17 protein-coding genes are annotated in these 20671 nt (G+C 73.1%); 9 read left to right on the top strand and 8 right to left on the bottom strand.

The features are described from left to right. Positions 1-49: 49 nt before the first annotated feature. Positions 50-1897, bottom strand: a complete 1848-nt coding sequence (ilvD, locus tag FHX32_RS25495; protein ID WP_167188236.1) for a dihydroxy-acid dehydratase — start codon at positions 1895-1897, stop codon at positions 50-52. Between the two features lie 128 nt (positions 1898-2025). Between ilvD and FHX32_RS25490 the strand changes: the two genes are divergently transcribed. From FHX32_RS25490 to serA, 5 genes are all read left to right on the top strand, one after another. Further along, positions 2026-4425, top strand: coding sequence for a bifunctional diguanylate cyclase/phosphodiesterase (locus FHX32_RS25490; RefSeq protein ID WP_167189250.1), 2400 nt, complete (start codon positions 2026-2028; stop codon positions 4423-4425). Positions 4426-4606: 181 nt separating this feature from the next. Next, positions 4607-6493 (top strand): acetolactate synthase large subunit, encoded by a 1887-nt coding sequence (locus FHX32_RS25485; protein ID WP_167188233.1) that lies wholly within the window; start codon positions 4607-4609, stop codon positions 6491-6493. Continuing rightward, entirely contained in the window at positions 6493-7008 is a 516-nt protein-coding gene (gene ilvN / locus FHX32_RS25480; protein ID WP_088995589.1) for an acetolactate synthase small subunit, read from the top strand. Before FHX32_RS25485 ends, ilvN begins: the two co-directional genes overlap by 1 nt. A gap of 77 nt (positions 7009-7085) precedes the next feature. Next, the gene (ilvC, locus tag FHX32_RS25475; RefSeq protein WP_109900155.1) at positions 7086-8099 is read left to right on the top strand and encodes a ketol-acid reductoisomerase; all 1014 of its coding nucleotides are present in this window, start codon (positions 7086-7088) and stop codon (positions 8097-8099) included. Between the two features lie 447 nt (positions 8100-8546). Further along, positions 8547-10145, top strand: coding sequence for a phosphoglycerate dehydrogenase (gene serA / locus FHX32_RS25470; RefSeq protein ID WP_167188230.1), 1599 nt, complete (start codon positions 8547-8549; stop codon positions 10143-10145). Between the two features lie 84 nt (positions 10146-10229). Here the strand turns inward: serA and FHX32_RS25465 are convergent, their stop codons facing one another. Both FHX32_RS25465 and FHX32_RS25460 read right to left on the bottom strand, forming a co-directional pair. Beyond that, complete coding sequence (locus FHX32_RS25465) at positions 10230-10583, bottom strand: hypothetical protein (RefSeq protein WP_486481314.1); 354 nt, start codon at positions 10581-10583, stop codon at positions 10230-10232. Positions 10584-10907: 324 nt separating this feature from the next. Beyond that, a complete protein-coding gene (locus FHX32_RS25460; protein ID WP_167188227.1) occupies positions 10908-11753 on the bottom strand; it encodes an FAD:protein FMN transferase in 846 nt (281 codons plus the stop codon). A 152-nt stretch (positions 11754-11905) separates the two neighbouring features. On the opposite strand from FHX32_RS25460, the gene FHX32_RS25455 reads away from it, so the two are divergent. Together FHX32_RS25455 and FHX32_RS25450 are read left to right on the top strand one after the other, a co-directional pair. Beyond that, positions 11906-12937, top strand: a complete 1032-nt coding sequence (locus FHX32_RS25455; RefSeq protein ID WP_167188224.1) for a 3-isopropylmalate dehydrogenase — start codon at positions 11906-11908, stop codon at positions 12935-12937. A gap of 170 nt (positions 12938-13107) precedes the next feature. Beyond that, a complete protein-coding gene (locus FHX32_RS25450; protein ID WP_167188221.1) occupies positions 13108-14205 on the top strand; it encodes a branched-chain amino acid aminotransferase in 1098 nt (365 codons plus the stop codon). 93 nt (positions 14206-14298) lie between these two features. Here the strand turns inward: FHX32_RS25450 and FHX32_RS25445 are convergent, their stop codons facing one another. From FHX32_RS25445 to FHX32_RS25430, 4 genes are all read right to left on the bottom strand, one after another. Continuing rightward, the gene (locus FHX32_RS25445) at positions 14299-15036 is read right to left on the bottom strand and encodes a tyrosine-protein phosphatase (RefSeq protein WP_486481313.1); all 738 of its coding nucleotides are present in this window, start codon (positions 15034-15036) and stop codon (positions 14299-14301) included. 60 nt (positions 15037-15096) lie between these two features. Then, positions 15097-15555: a PRC-barrel domain-containing protein gene (locus tag FHX32_RS25440; RefSeq protein WP_167188218.1), complete on the bottom strand. Its 459-nt coding sequence runs from the start codon at positions 15553-15555 to the stop codon at positions 15097-15099. A gap of 179 nt (positions 15556-15734) precedes the next feature. Continuing rightward, positions 15735-16265 carry an alkylhydroperoxidase, AhpD family gene (gene ahpD, locus FHX32_RS25435; protein WP_167188215.1) on the bottom strand — a complete coding sequence of 177 codons (531 nt, stop codon included), beginning with the start codon at positions 16263-16265 and terminating at the stop codon, positions 15735-15737. 2 nt (positions 16266-16267) lie between these two features. Further along, on the bottom strand, positions 16268-16828 hold the full coding sequence (locus FHX32_RS25430; RefSeq protein ID WP_167188212.1) for a peroxiredoxin: 561 nt from the start codon (positions 16826-16828) through the stop codon (positions 16268-16270). Positions 16829-17164: 336 nt separating this feature from the next. On the opposite strand from FHX32_RS25430, the gene cimA reads away from it, so the two are divergent. Next, positions 17165-18748 (top strand): citramalate synthase, encoded by a 1584-nt coding sequence (cimA, locus tag FHX32_RS25425; protein ID WP_167188209.1) that lies wholly within the window; start codon positions 17165-17167, stop codon positions 18746-18748. A 41-nt stretch (positions 18749-18789) separates the two neighbouring features. On the opposite strand, the gene FHX32_RS25420 is transcribed toward cimA, so the two are convergent. Next, on the bottom strand, positions 18790-19764 hold the full coding sequence (locus tag FHX32_RS25420) for an endonuclease/exonuclease/phosphatase family protein (protein WP_486481349.1): 975 nt from the start codon (positions 19762-19764) through the stop codon (positions 18790-18792). Between the two features lie 385 nt (positions 19765-20149). On the opposite strand from FHX32_RS25420, the gene FHX32_RS25415 reads away from it, so the two are divergent. Next, the gene (locus tag FHX32_RS25415; protein ID WP_167188203.1) at positions 20150-20650 is read left to right on the top strand and encodes a hypothetical protein; all 501 of its coding nucleotides are present in this window, start codon (positions 20150-20152) and stop codon (positions 20648-20650) included. The last annotated feature ends 21 nt before the right edge of the window (positions 20651-20671 follow it).

Here is a 20671-nt window from a genome sequence, read left to right as displayed (position 1 = left end):
ACCCCCGACGCCGGACCATACCGGCGCCGGGGGGTGGCGTGGGGGCGGGTTACTCCGGGACGCGGCGGTAGGCGCCGTCGCTGGCCGAGGTGGCCATCGACGCGTACGCGCGCAGCGCCGCCGACACCGGCCGCTGCCGGTCGGCCGGGGTGTACGGGCGGTCCCGCTTCTCCTCGGCGACCCGGCGGGCCTGGAGCACGTCCTCGGGCACGTTCAGCTCGATCGAGCGGCCCGGGATGTCGATCACGATCTCGTCGCCCTCCCGCACCAGCGCGATCAGCCCGCCGGAGGCCGCCTCGGGCGAGACGTGCCCGATGGAGAGCCCGGAGGTGCCGCCGGAGAACCGGCCGTCGGTGAGCAGCGCACAGGCCCGGCCCAGGCCCCGGCCCTTGAGGAACGAGGTGGGGTAGAGCATCTCCTGCATGCCGGGACCGCCCTTCGGCCCCTCGTAGCGGATCACCACCACGTCACCGGCGACGACCTGCTTGTTGAGGATCGCCTCGACGGCCGCGTCCTGGGACTCGTAGACCTTGGCCGGGCCGCGGAAGGTCAGGCACTCCTCGGGCACGCCGGCCGTCTTCACCACACAGCCGTCCGGCGCCAGGTTGCCGTGCAGGATGGCCAGCCCGCCGTCGGCCGAGTACGCGTGCTCGCGGTCCCGCACGCAGCCACCGGCCGCGTCGGTGTCCAGCGACGACCAGCGGTTGGTGGTGGAGAACGGCTCGGTGGTGCGCACCCCGCCCGGCGCGGCGTGGAACAGCTCGACGGCCTCCGGCGTCGCCGAGCCGCCCCGCACGTCCCAGTCGGCCAGCCAGCGCGACAGCGAGGGGGAGTGCACCGCGTGCACGTCCCGGCGCAGCAGCCCGGCCCGGTCCAGCTCGCCGAGGATGGCCGGGATGCCGCCGGCCCGGTGCACGTCCTCCATGTGGTACTGCGGCGAGTTCGGGGCGACCTTGGCCAGGCACGGCACCCGCCGGGAGATGGCGTCGATGTCGGCCACGCCGAAGTCCAGCTCGGCCTCGCGGGCGGCGGCGAGCAGGTGCAGCACGGTGTTGGTCGAGCCGCCCATCGCCACGTCCAGCGCCACCGCGTTCTCGAACGCGGCCCGGGAGGCGATCGCGCGCGGCAGCACCGAGGCGTCGTCGCCGTCGTACCACCGCTTGGCGATCTCCACGACGGTGCGCCCGGCCTCGACGAAGAGGGAGCGGCGCGCGGCGTGGGTGGCCAGCGTCGAGCCGTTGCCCGGCAGCGCCAGCCCGATCGCCTCGGTGAGGCAGTTCATCGAGTTGGCGGTGAACATTCCCGAGCAGGAGCCGCAGGTGGGGCAGGCGGAGCGCTCGATGGCGTCGAGCTGGTCCTCGGTGACCGCCTCGTTGGACGAGGCGATCATCGCGTCGATCAGGTCGATCTTGCTGTGCACGACCCCCTCGATCGCCACCGTCTTGCCGGCCTCCATCGGGCCGCCGGAGACGAAGACGGTCGGGATGTTGAGCCGCAGCGCGGCGAGCAGCATGCCCGGGGTGATCTTGTCGCAGTTGGAGATGCAGACCAGGGCGTCCGCGCAGTGCGCGTTGACCATGTACTCCACCGCGTCGGCGATCAACTCCCGGCTGGGCAGCGAGTAGAGCATGCCGCCGTGCCCCATCGCGATGCCGTCGTCGACTGCGATGGTGTTGAACTCCCGCCCCACCCCGCCGGCCTCGGCCACCGCGTCGGCGACCAGGCCGCCGAGGTCCTTGAGGTGCACGTGACCGGGTACGAACTGGGTGAAACTGTTGGCGATGGCGACGATCGGCTTGCCGAAGTCGTCGTCGGTCATCCCGGTGGCCCGCCAGAGGGCCCGGGCACCGGCCATCGTCCGACCGTGCGTGGAGGTCTTCGACCGCAGCTCAGGCATGACTACCAGTCTGGCACCGGCACCGCACCGGCCGGCGGGCGCGCGGGCCGTGTCCCAACAGTTGCGCACCCGGTCTCCCACGGGGAGCGCTCATCCGGCAGAGTTGAGACGTGCATCTCCCCCCGGGCATGGTCGCGGTCGCGGTGCTGAGCGGGCTCGTGACCGCCTCGGCCGCGGTGCTGCTGGCCGCCACCGCCCGGCGGCGCGCGGCCCCGCGGCGGCCGGCCCACCTGCTCTTCGCCGCCGCCGGCGCGGTGGCGGTGGCGACCGTGCTGCTCGGCGTCGCCGAGGCGTTCGGCGCGGCCGCGCACTGGGAGCACGAGCAGGCCTCGCGCACCGACTGGGCCACGCTGGTCTCGGTCGGCACCGCGGCCGGCGGGCTGCTCTTCTGCGCCGGGCTGCTCCGGCTGCCCGGCGTCGCCCCGACCGGCGCGGCGGCCGCCCGGCTGGTCCTCGACGGGCTGATCATGGCGGGCGCGCTCTGGTTCGTCGGCTGGGTGCTCCTCACCGAGCCGACCCGGCTGCTCGGCGACGCCACCCCGATGGCCTGCCCGGCGATCCTGATCGCCACGGTGGCCGCGGCGCTGACCGCCGGGGTGGCGCTCATCGTGGTCTTCCGCGCGCCGCGGTCGCGCGCCCGACTCGCCGCCGCCGGCGCCGGCGCCATCGCGCTGACCTGCGGCGGGGTGGGCATGGCGACCGGTCTCTGCCAGGCCGGGCCGGCGGTGGCGGTGATCTCGGCGGCGCTGCTCGCCGCGGGCGCGCTCACCGCGGCGCTGGCGCTGCGCCGGGTCGACCCGCCGGCCAGGGCCGACCGCTACCTGATCGGCCGCGACGGCGAGTACGCCCTGCTCCCGATCGTCGCGATGACCGCCTCCGCGGTCTACCACCTGTCGCAGGACGGCCGGTTCGGCGCGCTGGCCGTGGCGGCCGGCAGCGTTGAGGGCTTCGCCCTGGTGACCCGGCAGTTCCTGACCCTGCACGACGTGCGCGGCTACGCCGGCCGGCTGGCCGAGCGGGAGGCGCACTTCCGCGAGCTGGCGCACACCGACGCGCTCACCGGGCTGGCCAACCGGCGCGGGCTGCTCCGCGCGCTGCACCGCTGTGCCGCCGCCGGCACCCCCTGCGTGCTGCTCGGCCTCGACCTGGACGGCTTCAAGAACGTCAACGACATGCGCGGCCACGACGTCGGCGACGCGGTGCTGGCCGAGGTGGGCCGGCGGCTGCGCGGCAACCTGCGTCCCGGTGACGTGGCGGCGCGGCTCGGCGGGGACGAGTTCGCGGTGCTGATGCACGGCCGCCCGGCCGAGGCGGACCGGGTCGCCGAGCGGCTGCTCGGCGTGCTCGGGCGCGCCTACGACCAGCCTGCGGGGCCGGTCTTCCTCTCGGTGAGCATCGGGCTGGCCGGCTGGGCCGGGGAGCCCGACGTGGAGCTGCTCCAGCGCCACGCCGACCTGGCGCTGCGCCACGCCAAGCAGCGCGGCAAGAACCGGATCGAGCGCTACGACGCGGCGTACGACGAGCTGCTGCGCCGGCGCACCACGCTGGAGCACGAGCTGCGCGGCGCGATCGAGCGCGACGAGCTGCGGCTGGTGTTCCAGCCGGTCGCCTCGCTGCCCTCGGTACGCCCGGTCGGCGCGGAGGCGCTGCTGCGCTGGCACCATCCGCAGCTGGGCAACGTGCGCCCGGACGAGTTCATCCCGCTCGCCGAGGAGTGTGGGATGATCGCCAAGCTCGGCGCCTGGGTGCTGCACCAGGCGTGCCACCAGCTCTCCCGCTGGCTGGCCGACGGGCACGACGTGTGGGTGTCGGTGAACGTCTCCCCGCGGGAACTGCACGCCCCGGAGTACGTGGTGCAGGTGGCCGAGGCGCTGCGCGCCCACCACGTGCCGCCGCAGCGGCTGGTGCTGGAGGTCACCGAGCACGCCGTGGCCACCGACCTCGACGAGCTGATCCGCCGGCTGGCCGCGCTGCGGCTGACCGGGGTACGGATCGCGCTGGACGACTTCGGCGCCGGCTACTCGTCGCTCGGGCAGTTGCGCCGCCTGCCGATCGACATCCTCAAGATCGACCATGGCCTGGTCGCTGAGCACGAGCCGGTCCGGCCGGTGGGGCGGGACGGTCCCGCGTTCGCGCCGATGGTCGACATCGTGATGCGGCTCGGCCACCAGCTCGGCCTGGAGGTGATCGCCGAGGGGGTGACCACGCCGACCGAGCTGGCCGCGGTGGTCGCCGCCGGCTGCCGGTTCGGCCAGGGCGCGCTCTGCGGCTGGGGCGTACCGGCCGAGCACCTGGAGGCGATGCTGGAGGCGGCCACCTCGCCGGGCGCCCGCCCGGCCCGGCCGTCCGCGCCGTTCCCGACCCCGCCGGTGGTCGGGCCGGTCCGCCCGCCCGCCCAGCGCCCGGCCGAGACCCCGTCCGGGCAGGTCGGGCCGGGTGCCCCGGGCGCGTCGGGCGGCGACGCGCCGAGATCCGTTAACCAGCATGTGGGATCAGTTGACTCATCGCGTGAGATGCGTCAGGCTTGACCCCATGTCCCGGTCGCTGCGAGTACTTACCTGAGCGCACTCTCCCTCGCTGAGAGTGCGCTGGCCCCGTGCATCCTGCACGAGGGCTTTTTTGTTGCCATCGAAACCCGTCGGAGCGGGCCCCGCCCGCGTTTCACTGCTTGAAGAGCCTCACTCACTCCAGCCGAAGGCCTGAACCGCCATGACCAGACCCACGCCAGAAACACTCGCCCACTCCGCCCGGCGGGCGCGCGCGGCCGCCGAGCCGGCGAGCGACGCCGACCACGCCGGGACCGTCCGCGCCGCGGCCACCCCGGCCGTTCCGGGGGTACGCACACCCGCCCCGGCCCAGGTCTCCGGCGCCGGTTCGCTGGTGCGCTCGCTCGAGGCGCTCGGCGTGGACGTCGTCTTCGGCATCCCGGGCGGTGCGATCCTGCCCGCCTACGACCCGCTCTACGACTCCACCGTCCGGCACATCCTGGTCCGGCACGAGCAGGGCGCCGGGCACGCGGCGACCGGTTACGCGCAGGCCACCGGCAGGGTCGGTGTCTGCATCGCCACCTCCGGCCCCGGCGCGACCAACCTGGTCACGCCGATCGCCGACGCGTACATGGACTCGGTGCCGGTGGTCGCGATCACCGGCCAGGTGGCGCGGCCGTCGATCGGCACCGACGCCTTCCAGGAGGCGGACATCCAGGGCATCACCCTGCCGATCACCAAGCACAACTTCCTGGTGCAGAACGCCGACGAGATCCCGCGGGTGCTGGCCGAGGCGTTCCACCTGGCCGCCACCGGCCGGCCCGGCCCGGTGCTGGTCGACATCCCGAAGGACGTCCTCCAGGCGGCCACCACGTTCGCCTGGCCGCCGACGCTGGACCTGCCGGGCTACCGGCCGACCCTGCACCCGCACGGCAAGCAGATCCGGGAGGCGGCCCGGCTGATGACCGCCGCCCGGCGGCCGGTGCTCTACGTCGGCGGCGGCGTGCTCAAGGCCGGCGCCACCGAGGGGCTGCGCCGGCTGGCCGAGCTGACCGGCATCCCGGTGGTCACCACCCTGATGGCGCTCGGCGCGTTCCCCGACTCGCACCAGCAGCACCTCGGCATGCCGGGCATGCACGGCACGGTCGCCGCGGTCTACGGGCTGCAGAAGGCCGACCTGATCGTGGCCCTCGGCGCGCGCTTCGACGACCGGGTCACCGGCAAGCTGGACTCGTTCGCCCCGGACGCGACGGTGGTGCACGCCGACATCGACCCGGCCGAGATCGGCAAGAACCGGCACGCCGACGTGCCGATCGTCGGCGACGCCCGGCACGTGATCGACGAGCTGATCAGCGCGGTGACGGCCGAGCAGGAGGCCGGCCGGCGCGCCGACCTGGCCGACTGGTGGGCCCAGCTCGACGACCTGCGCAAGCGCTACCCGCTGGGCTACGAGGAGCCGGCCGACGGCACGCTCTCCCCGCAGTACGTGATCAAGCGGCTGGGCGAGATCGCCGGTCCGGACGCCATCTACGTCGCCGGCGTCGGCCAGCACCAGATGTGGGCCTCGCAGTTCATCTCGTACGAGAAGCCGCACACCTGGTTGAACTCCGGCGGCCTCGGCACGATGGGCTACGCGGTGCCGGCGGCGATGGGCGCCAAGGTGGGCCGGCCCGACACGGTGGTCTGGGCGGTGGACGGCGACGGCTGCTTCCAGATGACCAACCAGGAGCTGGCCACCTGCGCCCTGGAGGGCATCCCGGTCAAGATCGCCCTGATCAACAACGGCAACCTCGGCATGGTGCGGCAGTGGCAGACCCTGTTCTACGGGGAGCGCTACTCCAACACCGACCTCGGCACGCACAAGCACCGCATCCCCGACTTCGTGAAGCTCGCCGAGGCGCTCGGCTGCGTCGGGCTGCGCTGCGAGACGGCCGAGGACGTCGACCGGACCATCGCCGCCGCCATGGAGATCAACGACGCCCCCGTGGTGATCGACTTCGTGGTCGGCAAGGACGCGATGGTGTGGCCGATGGTCGCCGCCGGCACCAGCAACGACGAGATCATGTTCGCCCGCGGCGTCCGCCCGGTCTTCGACGAGGATGACATCTGATGACGATGCACACGCTGAGCGTGCTGGTGGAGAACAAGCCGGGTGTCCTGGCCCGGGTCTCCGGGCTGTTCTCCCGGCGCGGCTTCAACATCGACAGCCTGGCCGTCGGCGAGACGGAGAACCCGGACGTCTCCCGGATCACCATCGTGGTCAACGCCGAGTCCTCGCCGCTGGAGCAGGTCACCAAGCAGCTCAACAAGCTGGTGAACGTGCTCAAGATCGTCGAGTTGGACCCGCAGGTCTCGGTGGCCCGGGAACTGCTGCTGGTCAAGGTGCGGGCCGACCGCACGGCCCGGGCCCAGGTACTGGAGACGGTGAACCTGTTCCGGGCCCGGGTGGTCGACGTGGCGCCGGACACGCTGACCATCGAGGCCACCGGTACCCCGGACAAGCTCGACGCGCTGCTGCGCGACCTCGAACCCTTCGGAATCAAGGAAATGGTCCAGTCCGGACTGGTGGCGATCGGGCGCGGCTCGCGGTCGATCACCGCCGGGCCGGCGCTGCGGGCCGCCTGAGGCGGCCCCGCCGCCCGCTCACAACACGCAACGATCCACGACGGGCCGCCCGGGCCGCCGTACGCGAAAGGGAAGTCATGAGCGTTGAGGTGTACTACGACGACGACGCCGACCTCGGCCTGATCCAGGCCAAGAAGGTCGCGGTGATCGGCTACGGCAGCCAGGGCCACGCCCACGCGCTGTCGCTGCGCGACTCCGGGGTCGACGTGGTGATCGGCCTGCCGACCGGCTCGAAGAGCCGGGTCAAGGCCGAGGAACAGGGGCTGCGGGTGGTCACCCCGGCCGAGGCGGCGGCCGAGGCCGACGTGATCATGCTGCTCGCGCCGGACACCGTGCAGCGCACCCTGTACGCGGAGTCGATCGCGCCGCACCTCGCCCCGGGCAAGGCGCTCTTCTTCGGGCACGGCTTCAACATCCGGTACGACCTGATCAAGCCGCCGGCCGAGGTGGACGTGGCGATGGTGGCCCCGAAGGGCCCGGGTCACCTGGTCCGCCGGCAGTACGTCGACGGCAAGGGCGTGCCCTGCCTGGTCGCCGTCGAACAGGACGCCTCCGGCTCCGCCTTCGCGCTCGCCCTGTCCTACGCCAAGGGCATCGGCGGCACCCGGGCCGGCGCGATCCGGACCACCTTCACCGAGGAGACCGAGACCGACCTCTTCGGTGAGCAGGCGGTGCTCTGTGGCGGCGCGGCCGCCCTGGTGCAGACCGGGTTCGAGGTGCTCACCGAGGCCGGCTACGCCCCGGAGATCGCCTACTTCGAGTGCCTGCACGAGCTGAAGCTCATCGTCGACCTGATGTACGAGGGCGGCATCGCCCGGATGCGCTACAGCGTCTCCGACACCGCCGAGTACGGCGACCTCTCCCGCGGCCCGCGGGTCGTCGACGCCCGGGTCAAGGAGGAGATGCGCAAGATCCTCTCCGAGATCCAGTCCGGCGAGTTCGCCCGCGAGTGGATCGCCGAGGACGACGCCGGCCGGCCGAACTTCGCCAAGTGGCGGGCCGAGGGCGCGGCGCACCCGATCGAGGAGACCGGCCGGAAGCTGCGCGGCATGATGAGCTGGGTCGACCGGCCGATCACCGAGACCGCCTGACGCTTTCCCCGCGGTGCCCGGTCGGCATCCGCCCGGGCGCCGCACCGACGGCCCCGACCCGGCGCTCTCCCCGGCGCCGGGCCGGGGCCGTCGGGCGTCCTGCCCGTCCGCACGCCTCGGTGCGGCCGGAGCGTCGACGACGGCGACCGCCAGAACAGCCACCTGCCTGCCTACTGGGACCGGGTGACCGACGCCTCAGCCCGCGCCCGCCGGGCCGGGCCGCCGAACGCCGAGCCGGGTACGCGCGCCGGCCGCCGTTCACCGGCTGCTCACCGGCGGTTGTGAGGGCACTCACCCCACGGTCCGCGACATGCCGGCCGGCCCGCCCCCTACGATCGCGGGTAGGTGCGTAGCCGGCACCTGACGGCAAAAGGCACGGATCAGCGCGGGGCGCAGTGCGGCGCCCGGCGGCCCGGCCGACCGCTCTGACGACATCTACGAGGACCAATGACTCCTGTCGTACTGATCGCCGAAGAACTCGCTCCCGCCGCCATCGAGGTGCTCGCCCACGACTTCGACGTCCGCCACGTCGACGGCACCGACCGCCCGGCCCTGCTCTCGGCGCTCTCCGAGGCCGACGCCGTCATCGTGCGCAGCGCCACCCAGATCGACGCCGAGGCGATCGCCGCCGCGCCGCGGCTGAAGGTCGTCGCCCGCGCCGGCGTCGGGCTGGACAACGTCGAGGTGCCGGCCGCCACGGCCCGGGGTGTCATGGTCGTCAACGCGCCCACCTCCAACATCGTCTCCGCCGCCGAGCAGGCCGTCGCGCTGCTGCTCGCGGTCGCCCGGAACACCGCCAGCGCCAGCGCGGCGCTGAAGGCGGGGGAGTGGAAGCGGTCCAAGTACACCGGCGTGGAGATCCAGGGCAAGACCGTCGGCGTGGTCGGCCTCGGCCGCATCGGCGTGCTCTTCGCCCAGCGGATCGCCGCCTTCGGCACCCGGCTGATCGCGTACGACCCGTACATCCAGCCGGCCCGCGCGGCGCAGCTCGGCGTCCGCCTGGTGGGCCTGGAGGAGCTGCTGCGGGAGAGCGACTTCATCTCGATCCACCTGCCGAAGACGCCGGAGACCGTCGGGCTGATCGGCGAGAAGGAACTGGCCCTGGTCAAGCCGGGCGTGCGGATCGTCAACGCCGCCCGCGGCGGCCTGATCGACGAGCAGGCGCTGGCCGACGCGATCGCCGAGGGCCGGGTCGCCGGAGCGGGCGTCGACGTCTACGCCAAGGAGCCCTGCACCTCCTCGCCGCTGTTCGCCTTCGACAACGTGGTGGCCACCCCGCACCTGGGCGCCTCCACCCACGAGGCGCAGGACAAGGCCGGCCTGGCCGTGGCCAAGAGCGTCAAGCTGGCGCTGCAGGGCGAGTTCGTGCCGGACGCGGTGAACGTGCAGGCCGGCGGCGTGGTCGCCGAGGACGTCCGGCCGCTGCTGCCGCTGGCCGAGAAGCTCGGCCGGGCCTTCACCGCCGTCGCCGGCGGGGTCGCCGCCAGCGTCACCGTCGAGGTGCGCGGCGAGATCGTCAACCACGACGTCTCGGTGCTCAAGCTCGCCGCCACCAAGGGGCTGTTCAGCTCGGTGGTCGAGGAGCAGGTCACCTACGTCAACGCGCCGCACCTGGCCGCTGAGCGCGGGGTCGAGGTCAGCCTGGTCACCCAGGCCGAGACGGCCGACCACCCGAACCTGGTCACCGTCCGGGGCGCGCTGCCGGACGGCCGGACGGTCAGCGTCTCCGGCACGGTGACCACCGCCGGCACCCGGGACATCATCAAGCTCACCGAGGTCGACGGCTTCGACGTGGAGATCGGCGCCGAGGGCATCCTGCTCTTCCTGCGCTACGCCGACCGGCCGGGCGTGGTCGGCACCGTCGGCACGCTGCTCGGTGAGGCCGGCATCAACATCGCGGCCATGCAGGTGGCCCGCCGGGAGGCCGGCGGCGAGACGCTGATGACGCTCACCGTCGACCAGGCGCTCGGCGCCGACCTGCTCACCTCGGCCGCCGAGTCGATCGGCGCGGTCGCGGCCAGCGCCGCCGACCTGCGCGACGAGTAGTCGCGGGCACGACGAGGCGGGGCCCGGCGATCCGCCGGGCCCCGCTGTCGTACGCCGACCGGGCCCTCGAGCCGGTCGGGGCGCTCAGGGCAGCCGCGCCGGGGGCGGGTAGACGGTGCCGTCCTGGGCGTCGAAGAGCATCAGCCCGTGCTCACCGGCCAGCCGCTCGATGTCGAGCAGCACCTGGTCCTCGCAGGTCGGGTGCAGGTTCAGCTCGACGTGGTCGTGGGCCGCGTGCAGCGGGGTGACCGCCCATGGGGTGTCCGGGCCCGGGTGCCGGTCGGGGTAGGTGGCGGTGATCGCCCGGTAGAAGCCCACGACCCGGGGGTCCGGGTGCCGGTCCAGGTGCTGTCCCTGTCGGCACCGCTGCACCGCGCCCCGGACGTCCTCGGGTGTCGCCCCGTCCGCGAGGGCCCACACGCTCAGATCGAAACTCACGGCGGACAGCGTGCCATCAGTCGTTCACCATGTCGAAACTGCCCCGCCGCGGGTCGGCCGCCGGCCTGCCATCCTCCTGTCGGGACGGTCCGCTGTGGAGACTCTTGCGTCGAGTTGCGTCGATTCGCTAGCGTACCTGTGCGGTTACTGGCCGAGCTCGCGGCGGCGGCCCGTCTTCGGGTGGCGAGGTCGACGTCCGGCCCGACCGGCCCGCACCCCTCGATTGCGCGAGCCACGCGCACTCGTCGCTGACCGGCCTCCACGGTCGTTGCCGCGGCCGTGGAGGCCGATCGCGGGTCAGCGCCGCCGGTGCCGGCGCGACGCTCAGTGGCGGTGGGTGAAGAGCGGCCGGTAGTCCGAACCGTTTCCGAACCAGGCCAGCCCGACGGGGCCGGCGGCGTAGAGCGCGGTGGCGTACGCGTCGGCCACCGCGAGATCGGGGCCGACGACGGTGGCCGCCACCATCTGGTCGACCGGTTCCCCGGTGTGCGGGTCCACCACGTGACCCTGCCGGCCGGTCACCCCGGAGGTGCCGACCGCCCCCGCCGTCATCTCCAGCACCAGCGGTGCCCGGCGCCGCTCGGTGGGGTGGTGCACCGCCACCCGCCACGGGCCGCCGTGCGGGGCGTGCCCGCGTACCACCAGGTCGGCGCCGGTGAGCACGGCGTAGTCGTGGATGCCGGCGGCGCGCAGCCGGGCCGCCGCCCGCTCCACCGCCCACCCGCCGAGCAGGCCGCCGGGGTCGAAGCCGCCGGGCACGGCCCAGGCGTCGAACCAGCCGTCGGTGGCCGCCCGCATCGCGACGCACCGGTCCACCAGGTCGGCCAGCGGCGGGTACGACTCGGGGCTGATCTCGCCCCGGCGCAGCCTGGAGACCAGGCTGTCCGGGCGGTTGGGGCCGTAGGTGAGGTCGATCGCGCGCAGCTCGGCCACCGCGTCCCGCAGCGCCTCGCCGACGCCGCGGTGGCCGAGCCACTCGGGCGCGTTGAGCAGCAGGGCGTACTCGGCGGTGGAGGTGCGTACGGTGTGCCGCACGGCGATCCGGTCGCCGGTCACCGTGCCGGGCCGGTCGAGCCGCGGGCTGCGCGGGCCGAGTCGCAGGTCCGGGCGGCGGCTGTGGAGGGCCGACTGGTCCACCCAGCGGGTCCGGGGCTGCTCGTCGATCCGCATGGTGCCACGCTAGTCAGCGGAGTTGACCACATCATGAATCCCACCTGGGAGCCTCCTGTGCATCCCCGGTTCCCATATTCTGGAAGATCCGTACCGGGGGACGGGATGGCGGCGTACCGTCGGGGCGACGGCGAGTCGAGGGAGCACAGGACGTGGCACGCATCGCGGTGGTGGCCGGTGACGGGATCGGACCCGAGGTGGTCGCGCAGGCCCGCAAGGTCATCGACGCCGTGCTGCCCGGAGTCGCCGCGACCGAGTACGACCTCGGCGCGGCCCGCTACCACCGCACCGGCGAGGTGCTGCCCGAGTCGGTGCTGACCGAGCTGGCCGGGCACGACGCGATCCTGCTCGGCGCGGTCGGCGACCCGAGCGTCCCGCCCGGGGTGCTGGAGCGCGGCCTGCTGCTCAAGCTCCGGTTCGCCTTCGACCAGTACGTCAACCTCCGCCCGTCGCGGCTCTGGCCGGGGACGGCCGGCCCGCTCGGCAGCGTGAAGCCCGGCGAGGTCGACCTGGTGGTGGTACGCGAGGGCACCGAGGGCCTCTACGCCGGCGCCGGCGGCGCGCTGCACCGGGGCACCCCGGCCGAGATCGCCACCGAGGAGAGCCTGAACACCCGGCACGGCGTGGAACGGGTCATCCGCGACGCCTTCGCCCGCGCCGCGCGCCGCGAGCGGCGCAAGGTCACCCTGGTGCACAAGACGAACGTGCTCACCCACGCCGGTTCGCTGTGGGCCCGCGCGTTCGAGGCGGTCGCCGCCGAGCACCCGGACGTGACCACCGAGTACCAGCACGTGGACGCCGCCGCGATGTTCCTGGTCACCCAGCCGCAGCGCTACGACGTGGTGGTCACCGACAACCTCTTCGGCGACATCCTCACCGACATCGCCGCCGCGGTCACCGGCGGCATCGGGCTGGCCGCCAGCGGCAGCATCAACCCCGACGGGACGTACCCGTCGATGTTCGAGCCGGTGCACGGCTCCGCGCCGGACATCGCCGGGCGCGGCGTGGCCGACCCGGTGGCGGCGGTGCTCTCCGCCGCGCTCCTGCTCGACCAGCTCGGCCACGCCGAGGCCGCGGCCCGGGTCACCGCCGCGGTCGGCCAGGAGCTGGCCGCCCGCACGCCGGGCGTACCGCTGCGCACCGCCGAGGTAGGCGACCGGCTGGCGGCCTACGCCGTCGCCTGAACGGGGTCGTCGCCGGCCCGGCGGGCATTGCCCGGCGGGCCGCGACCGGTTCGGCCGTCCCGGTACGCCCGGGCGGCGCTACCCGCTGAACGACCGTTCGGGGTAAGTTTCTGGCACAGTTTCCCGGCGTGCGGTCCCGCATGCCGTTGCCCAGCAGGGAGGTCAGCGCGATGAGCGGTGGTGACAAGATCGAGTTCGAGATCCGTCCGAATCCCGCGCCGGTATCCGCCGCCGACCGGGCTGCCCTGCTGGCCAACCCGGGGTTCGGCCGGGTGTTCACCGACCACATGGTGACCATCCGGTACGCCGACGGCAAGGGCTGGTACGACGCCCGGGTCGAGGCGCGGGCGCCCATCCCGATGGATCCCGCCAGCGCCGTGCTGCACTACGCGCAGGAGATCTTCGAGGGGTTGAAGGCGTACCGCACCGCCGACGGCGGGGTCACCATGTTCCGTCCGGAGGCCAACGCGGCCCGGTTCGTGGCCTCGGCCCAGCGGATGGCGATGCCGACGCTGCCGCCGGAGGCGTTCGTCGAATCGCTGCACCGGCTCATCGAGATCGACCGGGAGTGGATCCCGGAGGGCGAGGACGGCAGCCTCTACCTGCGGCCGTTCATGTTCGCCAACGAGGTGTTCCTCGGCGTCCGGCCGGCCAACGAATACCTCTACGTGCTGATCGCCTCGCCGGTCGGGGCGTACTTCTCCGGCGGGGTCCAGCCGGTGAAGGTCTGGGTCTCGCCCGACTACACCCGCGCCGCGCCCGGCGGCACCGGCGCGGCGAAGTGCGGCGGCAACTACGCCGCGTCGCTGGTCGCCCAGGCCGAGGCCATCGAGCACGGCTGCGACCAGGTGGTCTTCCTCGACGCGGTGGAGCGCCGGTTCGTCGACGAACTGGGCGGGATGAACGTCTTCTTCGTCTACGACGACAACACCCTGGTCACCCCGCCGCTGACCGGCACCATCCTGCCCGGCATCACCCGGGAGTCGGTGCTGACGCTGGCAGCCGGGGCCGGGCACCGGGTCGAGGAGCGGCCGGTCACCTTCGCCGACTGGCAGGCGGACGCGGCCAGCGGCCGGCTGCGCGAGGTCTTCGCCTGCGGCACCGCGGCCGTGATCACCCCGATCGGTGAGGTGCGATTCCCGGACGGCGAGTTCCTGATCGGTGGCGGCGAGCCGGGGCGGTTCACCATGGCCCTGCGCCAGCAACTGGTCGACCTCCAGCGGGGCAAGGTCGCCGACCCGCACGGCTGGGTCACCCGCGTCCGCTGACCCGTGCCGCCGCGGCGGCCCCTCGCGGGTCGCCGCGGTGGCCGACGGGCGTCGGCCGGCGGTGCGGCCGGGCCTGCGGGTGCGGCCGGGCCGTCACTCCAGCAAGTGGTCCCGGAGTGCGGCCAGCTGGGCGTCGGTGACCCCGGCGTGGCGCAGGTAGTTCTCCACCGAGCCGTGCCGCTCGCGCAGCTCGGCGAGGAAGAGCGTGATGGCCTCGGGTGGGCAGGCCAGCGGCGGCAGACCCGACGGTGTCTGCTGGCCGGTGCCGGCGAACCAGGCGAGGAAACGTTCACCGGCCTCGGTGCTGAGCGCGTAGTCGGCGCCGATGGTCTCGTCGTCGACGCCGAGCGCGGCGAGGGTCAGCGCGCAGACGGTGCCGGTGCGGTCCTTGCCGGCCACGCAGTGCACCACCACCGGGGCGTTGCCCGCCTCGGCGATCAACCCGACCGCCTCGGCCAGCCCGTCGGTGCCCGTCTCGGCCAGGTCGGCGTACCGGTCGGCGAGGTAGCGGGCCAGGTCGCTGCCCGGTTGGTACGGCCACAGGTGCCACTCGTCGTGCTCGGGCGCGACGTGCCGCCAGGTGAGGCCGGGGAAGTCGGGGACCCGGCCGTCGCGCTCGATCTCGTACGGGCGGCGCAGATCGATGACGGTCCGGATGCCGAGGGCGGCGAACGCCTCCCGGTCGGCCTCGTCGATGCGGTGCAGCGAGTCGGAGCGGTAGAGCCGCCCTCGGCGCACCGCCCGGCCGTCGTGGCCGGGGTAGCCGCCGACGTCACGGAAGTTGAACATGGCGGAGAACGGGATCCGGCGATTGACCTCGATAGCGTCCACCCTGACACGGTAACGGCCGGTGGGGCGGAGCCCCACCGGCCGTCCAAACAGGATCCACCGTTACCTGGCGGTACCCGGCGGGATGGCCGAGTACGTGTCGCCGTAGTAACCACCGAGCTTGTCCCGGTAGGCCCGGTCGGTGTCGGCGGTCTCGTCGTACTCGGGCGCGGCCTTGATCTGGTCCTTGCTCCGGTCGACGTAGACCTTCCGCTCGTCGTGGTCGACGTGGTTGACGGTGCCGGCAGGGATCATGACCTTCTTGCCGAAGATCCACGGACCGGTGTCGACCACGAGGTAACTGGAGTTGACCTCGTGGCTGGCCCGGTCCACCTTGCCGATGCCGCCGTCACTCGCCTCGACCTTGTAGCCCACCAGGTCGACGCCGGTCACCCCGGCGTCGTCGCGGTAGCGCCACGGGTCGAAGGCGCCGCCGGGCGTGCCGCCCGGGACGGCGCCCTGACCGCCCCGCACGAGCGGATCCGGCATCCCGTGGGTCGTTCGAGGGTCGAGCCGCTCCATGGCGTTTCACTCCTCTACTCGACTGATCGGGGGTTGGTGCCCTGTCAGCCCCATGTCCTACCCGGTGTCGAGATCGCTACACCTGTGACCGACGAAAAGGGCCGGCCGGTGTGACCGGCCGGCCCTGCGCGCCTGTCCGGCAGCCTCGCGGGGTTTCCGCTCAAGCCCTACGAGTTCGCTCAGGCCAGCGCGGCCTGCGCGTCCAGGGTGACCGCGGCGGCGTGCACGACCGCGGCGATCCGCAGCCCCTCGTGCACCTGCTCGCGGCTGAAGCCCGCGGCGCGCAGCGTCTTCTCGTGCGACTCCAGGCAGACCCCGCAGCCGGTGATCGCCGAGACGGCGAGGCACCACAGCTCGAAGTCGGCCTTCTCCACGCCGGGCCGGGCGATGATCTGCATCCGCAGCCGGGCCGGGATCGACTGGTACTGCTCGTCGCCGATCAGGTGCTTGGCCCGGTAGTAGACGTTGTTCATCGCCATGATCGCGGCGGCGCCCTTGGCCGCCTCGATCGCCTCCGGCTTGAGGTGGTCGCCCGCCTCGGCGGCGATCTCCCGCAGCACCACCGGGTTGCGCGCGGCGACCGCGCAGGCCAGCGCGGTGCCCCAGGCCTGGACCGGGTTCAGCGTGCTGGTCCCGATCGTGGAGCCGAGGTTGAGCTTGATGTCCTTGGCGTACTCGGGCAGAGCCGCCTTGACCGCGTCCAGGCCCATGCTCAGGCCCCGGCGCCGGCGAGGAGCGCGTTGGCGTCGAGGGTCTCGCCGCCGGACTTCCAGTTGCACGGGCAGAGCTCGTCGGTCTGCAGGGCGTCGAGCACCCGCAGCACCTCGGAGACGTTCCGGCCGACCGAGCCGGCGGTCACCATGGCGAACTGGATCTCGTTGTTCGGGTCGACGATGAAGGTCGCCCGCTGCGCCACGCCGTCCTCGCCGAGCACGCCGCAGGCGGCGGTCAGCTCGCGCTTGATGTCGCTGAGCATCGGGAAGGGCAGCTCGCGCAGGTCCGGGTGGTCCTTGCGCCAGGCGTAGTGGACGTACTCGTTGTCCACCGACACACCGAGGACCTGGGCGTCCCGGTCGGCGAACTCGCCGTTGAGCCGGCCGAACTCGGCGATCTCGGTGGGGCAGATGAAGGTGAAGTCCTTGGGCCAGAAGAAGACCACCCGCCACTTGCCCTCGTGGGACTTGTGGTTGATCGTCTCGAACGCCTTGTCGGCCTCCAGCGACACGCAGGCGGTGAGTTCGTACTCGGGGAAGCGGTCACCGACAGTGAGCACAGGTCCTCCTTGACAGCGGCACGAGGCCGTAACTGGATCAGTTCCAGATACTTCCGCAGCGTTGTTTCCGCCTGGTGGCGGCCGGGTGATTTGTGAAGTCGATCACCGGCGGCGGATTCTGTCCCGAAGTCATGGCCGGCGCGCTATCACGACTCTGCGTCACCGTCCCGGCATGTGGATTTTGCCTCCCAAAAGCAGCGGAGAGTGGCAGAGTACTGATCGTGACCAGCACCGTCCTGATTATTCGCACCTAGCGCGCCGGCCTCCCCTCCGCCGAGCGCGCAGACCTCCCGCATCCCGCGGGGGGTCTTTTTGTTGCTCCCGAAAGGACTCCCCATGACGTTCCAGGTCTACGACACCACGCTGCGCGACGGCGCGCAGCGTGAGGGGCTCAGCTACTCGGTGGTCGACAAGCTCGCGGTGGCCCGGCTGCTCGACGAGTTCGGCGTCGGCTTCATCGAGGGGGGCTGGCCGGGCGCGGTGCCCAAGGACACCGAGTTCTTCCGCCGGGCGTACGGCGAACTCGACCTGAAGCACGCGGTGCTGGTCGCGTTCGGCGCCACCCGGCGGGCCGGCGTGGCGGTCGCCGACGATCCGCAGGTGCGCGGCCTGCTCGACGCGCGGACTCCGGCGGTGGCCCTGGTCGCCAAGGCCGACCTGCGGCACGTCGAGCGCGCGCTGCGCACCACCGCCGCGGAGAACCTCGCGATGGTCCACGACACCGTCGCGTACCTGGTCGGCCAGGGGCGGCGAGTCTTCGTCGACGGCGAGCACTTCTTCGACGGCTACCGGCACGACCCGGCGTACACCGCCGCCGTCGTGGAGACCGCGCTGGCCGCCGGCGCCGAGCGGGTGGTGCTCTGCGACACCAACGGCGGGATGCTGCCGTCGCAGGTCACCGCGGCGATCGCCGACCTGACCGACCGGCTCGGCGTCGGCCCGGAACTGTTCGGCATGCACGCCCAGAACGACACCGCGTGCGCGGTGGCCAACACCGTCGCCGCGGTCGAGGCCGGGGTGCGCCACGTCCAGGGCACCGCGAACGGCTACGGCGAGCGCCCCGGCAACGCCGACATCTTCGCGGTGGTCGCCAACCTCCAGCTCAAGCTCGGGCTGCCCGTCCTACCGGAGGGCTGCCTGGAACAGATGGTGCGGGTCTCCCACGCCATCGCCGAGATCGCCAACATCGCCCCCGACACCCACCAGGCGTACGCCGGGGCCGCCGCCTTCGCCCACAAGGCGGGGCTGCACGCGAGCGCGATCAAGGTGGATCCGCTGCTCTACAACCACGTGGACCCACAGGTGGTGGGCAACGACATGCGGATCCTGGTGACCGAGATGGCCGGCCGGGCCAGTGTCGAGCTCAAGAGCCGCGAGCTCGGGCTGGACCTGGCCGGCCATCCGGAGGCGCTGTCCCGGGTTACCAAGCGGGTCAAGGAACTGGAGGCCGGCGGCTGGTCGTTCGAGGCCGCGGACGCCTCGTTCGAGCTGCTGGTCCGCTCCGAGCTGCCGGACGCCGCACCGGCGCGGCCGTTCGCGCTCGAGTCGTACCGGGTGCTGGTGGAGCACCGTGAGGACGGCGCGGTGGTCTCCGAGGCGACCGTCAAGATCAGGGTACGCGGGGAGCGGGTGATCGCCACGGCCGAGGGGAACGGCCCGGTCAACGCCCTGGACGAGGCGCTGCGGGTCGCGCTGGCCCGGCACTACCCGGAGCTGCGCGACTTCGAGCTGGCGGACTTCAAGGTGCGGATCCTGGAGGGCACCACCGGCACCGGCGCGGTGACCCGGGTGCTGCTGGAGACCGCCGACGGCACCGGCCGCGACTGGACGACCGTCGGCGTGCACCCCAACGTCGTCGAGGCGAGCTGGCACGCCCTGGTCGACGCCCTCACCTACGGCCTGGACCGCACCCGGGTCTGATCCCGTCCGTCGAGCATGGACCGCCCGCCGCCGACTGCCGGTCAGGGCAGGGTGAGGGTGGCCAGGACGGGGCGGTGGTCGGTGCGTGGGAGCGGGTGGACCTCCACCGCGCGGACGGCGATCCGGCGGTCGACCAGCACGTGGTCGATGGTCACCGGGGGGATCGGGTCGCCGTCGTACGGGCCCCAGGTGCCGCGCAGGCCCGCGCCGGCGGCGTCGGCCGCGTCGACGTACCCGGTGGCCAGCAGGGCGCGCAGCGCCGCGTGGTCGAGGGTGGCGTTGAAGTCCCCGGCCAGGATGCCCAGCGGGCCGTCCGGGGTGGCCGGCGGCTGCGCCGCGAGGTCGTCCCGCCAGTAGCCGACCTGGTCGACCGCGTAGGGCGCCGCCGGGTGCGCCGACTCGACCCGTACCGGCGGCCCGCCCGGCACCGCCACCGTGCCGTACGCCTGGGTGAAGCCCCAGGCGCCGCGCAGCTGCCGTACGCCGCCGTCGCTGATCGGCCAGCGGGCGTAGAGGCCGGAGCCGGGCGTGCCCACCCGCGGGTTCAGCTGCCGGTGCGGCAGCAGCCGGTCGAGGCCGAGGCGGTCCAGTTCGGCCTGCGCGCCGGGGGTGAACTCCTGCACGGCCAGCACGTCGACCCGGTGCGCGCGGACCAGGTCGACCAGCGCCGCCGCGTCCGCGGAGCCGGCCAGCAGGTTCGCGGTGAGCACCCGCAGGGTCGGCCCGGCCGCCGCGGGTTGCGCCGAGCCCAGTGCCCGGGGCGCCACCACGGCGACCAGCGCGACCGCGGTCACCGCCGCGACCACCGCCGGCCAGCGGCGCCGCAGGGCGAGCGCGAGCAGCGGGGGCAGCAGGCTCCAGGCCGCCACGTACGGGGTGAACGCGAGCGCCTGCACCAGCGGGCCGTGTTCCAGGCCCGGCAGCCGCACCGCGGCCCAGACCGCCCCGGGCGCCACGGCGGCCCAGCAGAGCGCGGTCCGGAGCCGGCCGGAGCGGGTGCCCACGGGCTGCGGCACGGTCTGGGTGATCACGGCTTGCAGACTAGCCGGGCCGGCGTCGTTCCGGGTCCCGACAATCGACGGCGAACCCATTTCGCGAATGTGGAAGCATTCGCTTCTCACAATTTTTCGACGATGCAACAACGGCTTCGTTAAGCGGGACCGACTATTGACGCCCAGCTTTATGTCCTGCTACGTTCCACCTGGTTGAGGCGTTGTGGCTGTGAGTAGTTATCGCAGCTCGGCAAGGGTGCGGAACAAGAAGTCTTCAACTGTTCAGGTGCGAGCAAGGCAATTCTCTGGCCCACTCCGGTCAATTATCGCCTCGGCTGAGAAGGGCATCACCCGTCCCGCGAGGCGCGGGTCGGCAGTATCACCACGGTCACAAAAGGGGAGACCTGTCATGACCACGATCTTCAGACGTAAGGCGGTGGCGGTGGCGTTCGCCGTCCTGGCGCTCAGCCTGGCCGGCGGCGGGGTCGCCGTCGCCAAGGCCCCGGACGGGGGCAGTCAGCCCGCGGCCCGCGCCAGCGGTGGCAGCCAGCCGCCGGTGACCGCCGAGTCGGCGCGCAAGGCGAAGGCGGCGCTGGCCGCCGGTGCCCAGACGACCGCTGCCGCCGGCACCCACTACACCACCATCGTCAACGCCAACGGCACCAAGGCCCGGGGTGCCGGCACCGTGATCAAGTACGGCGTGGGCCAGTACGAGGTGCAGTTCCCGTACAACGTCACCCGGGGCGTCTACCTGGCCACCATCGGCCGGCCGGACTCGTGCTGCATCCCGGCCGGCGGCGAGGTCGCCGTCGCGGCCCGACTGCTCACCCCGAACGGGGTCTTCGTGCAGACCCGCACCTCGGCCGGGGTGGCCGCCGACCTGCCGTTCCACCTCGTCGTACACCTCTGACCTCCGCACACCTCCGGCCCC

Source organism: Micromonospora sp. CNZ280 (assembly GCF_011759515.1).
This window is presented reverse-complemented; position numbering and strand designations above follow the sequence as displayed.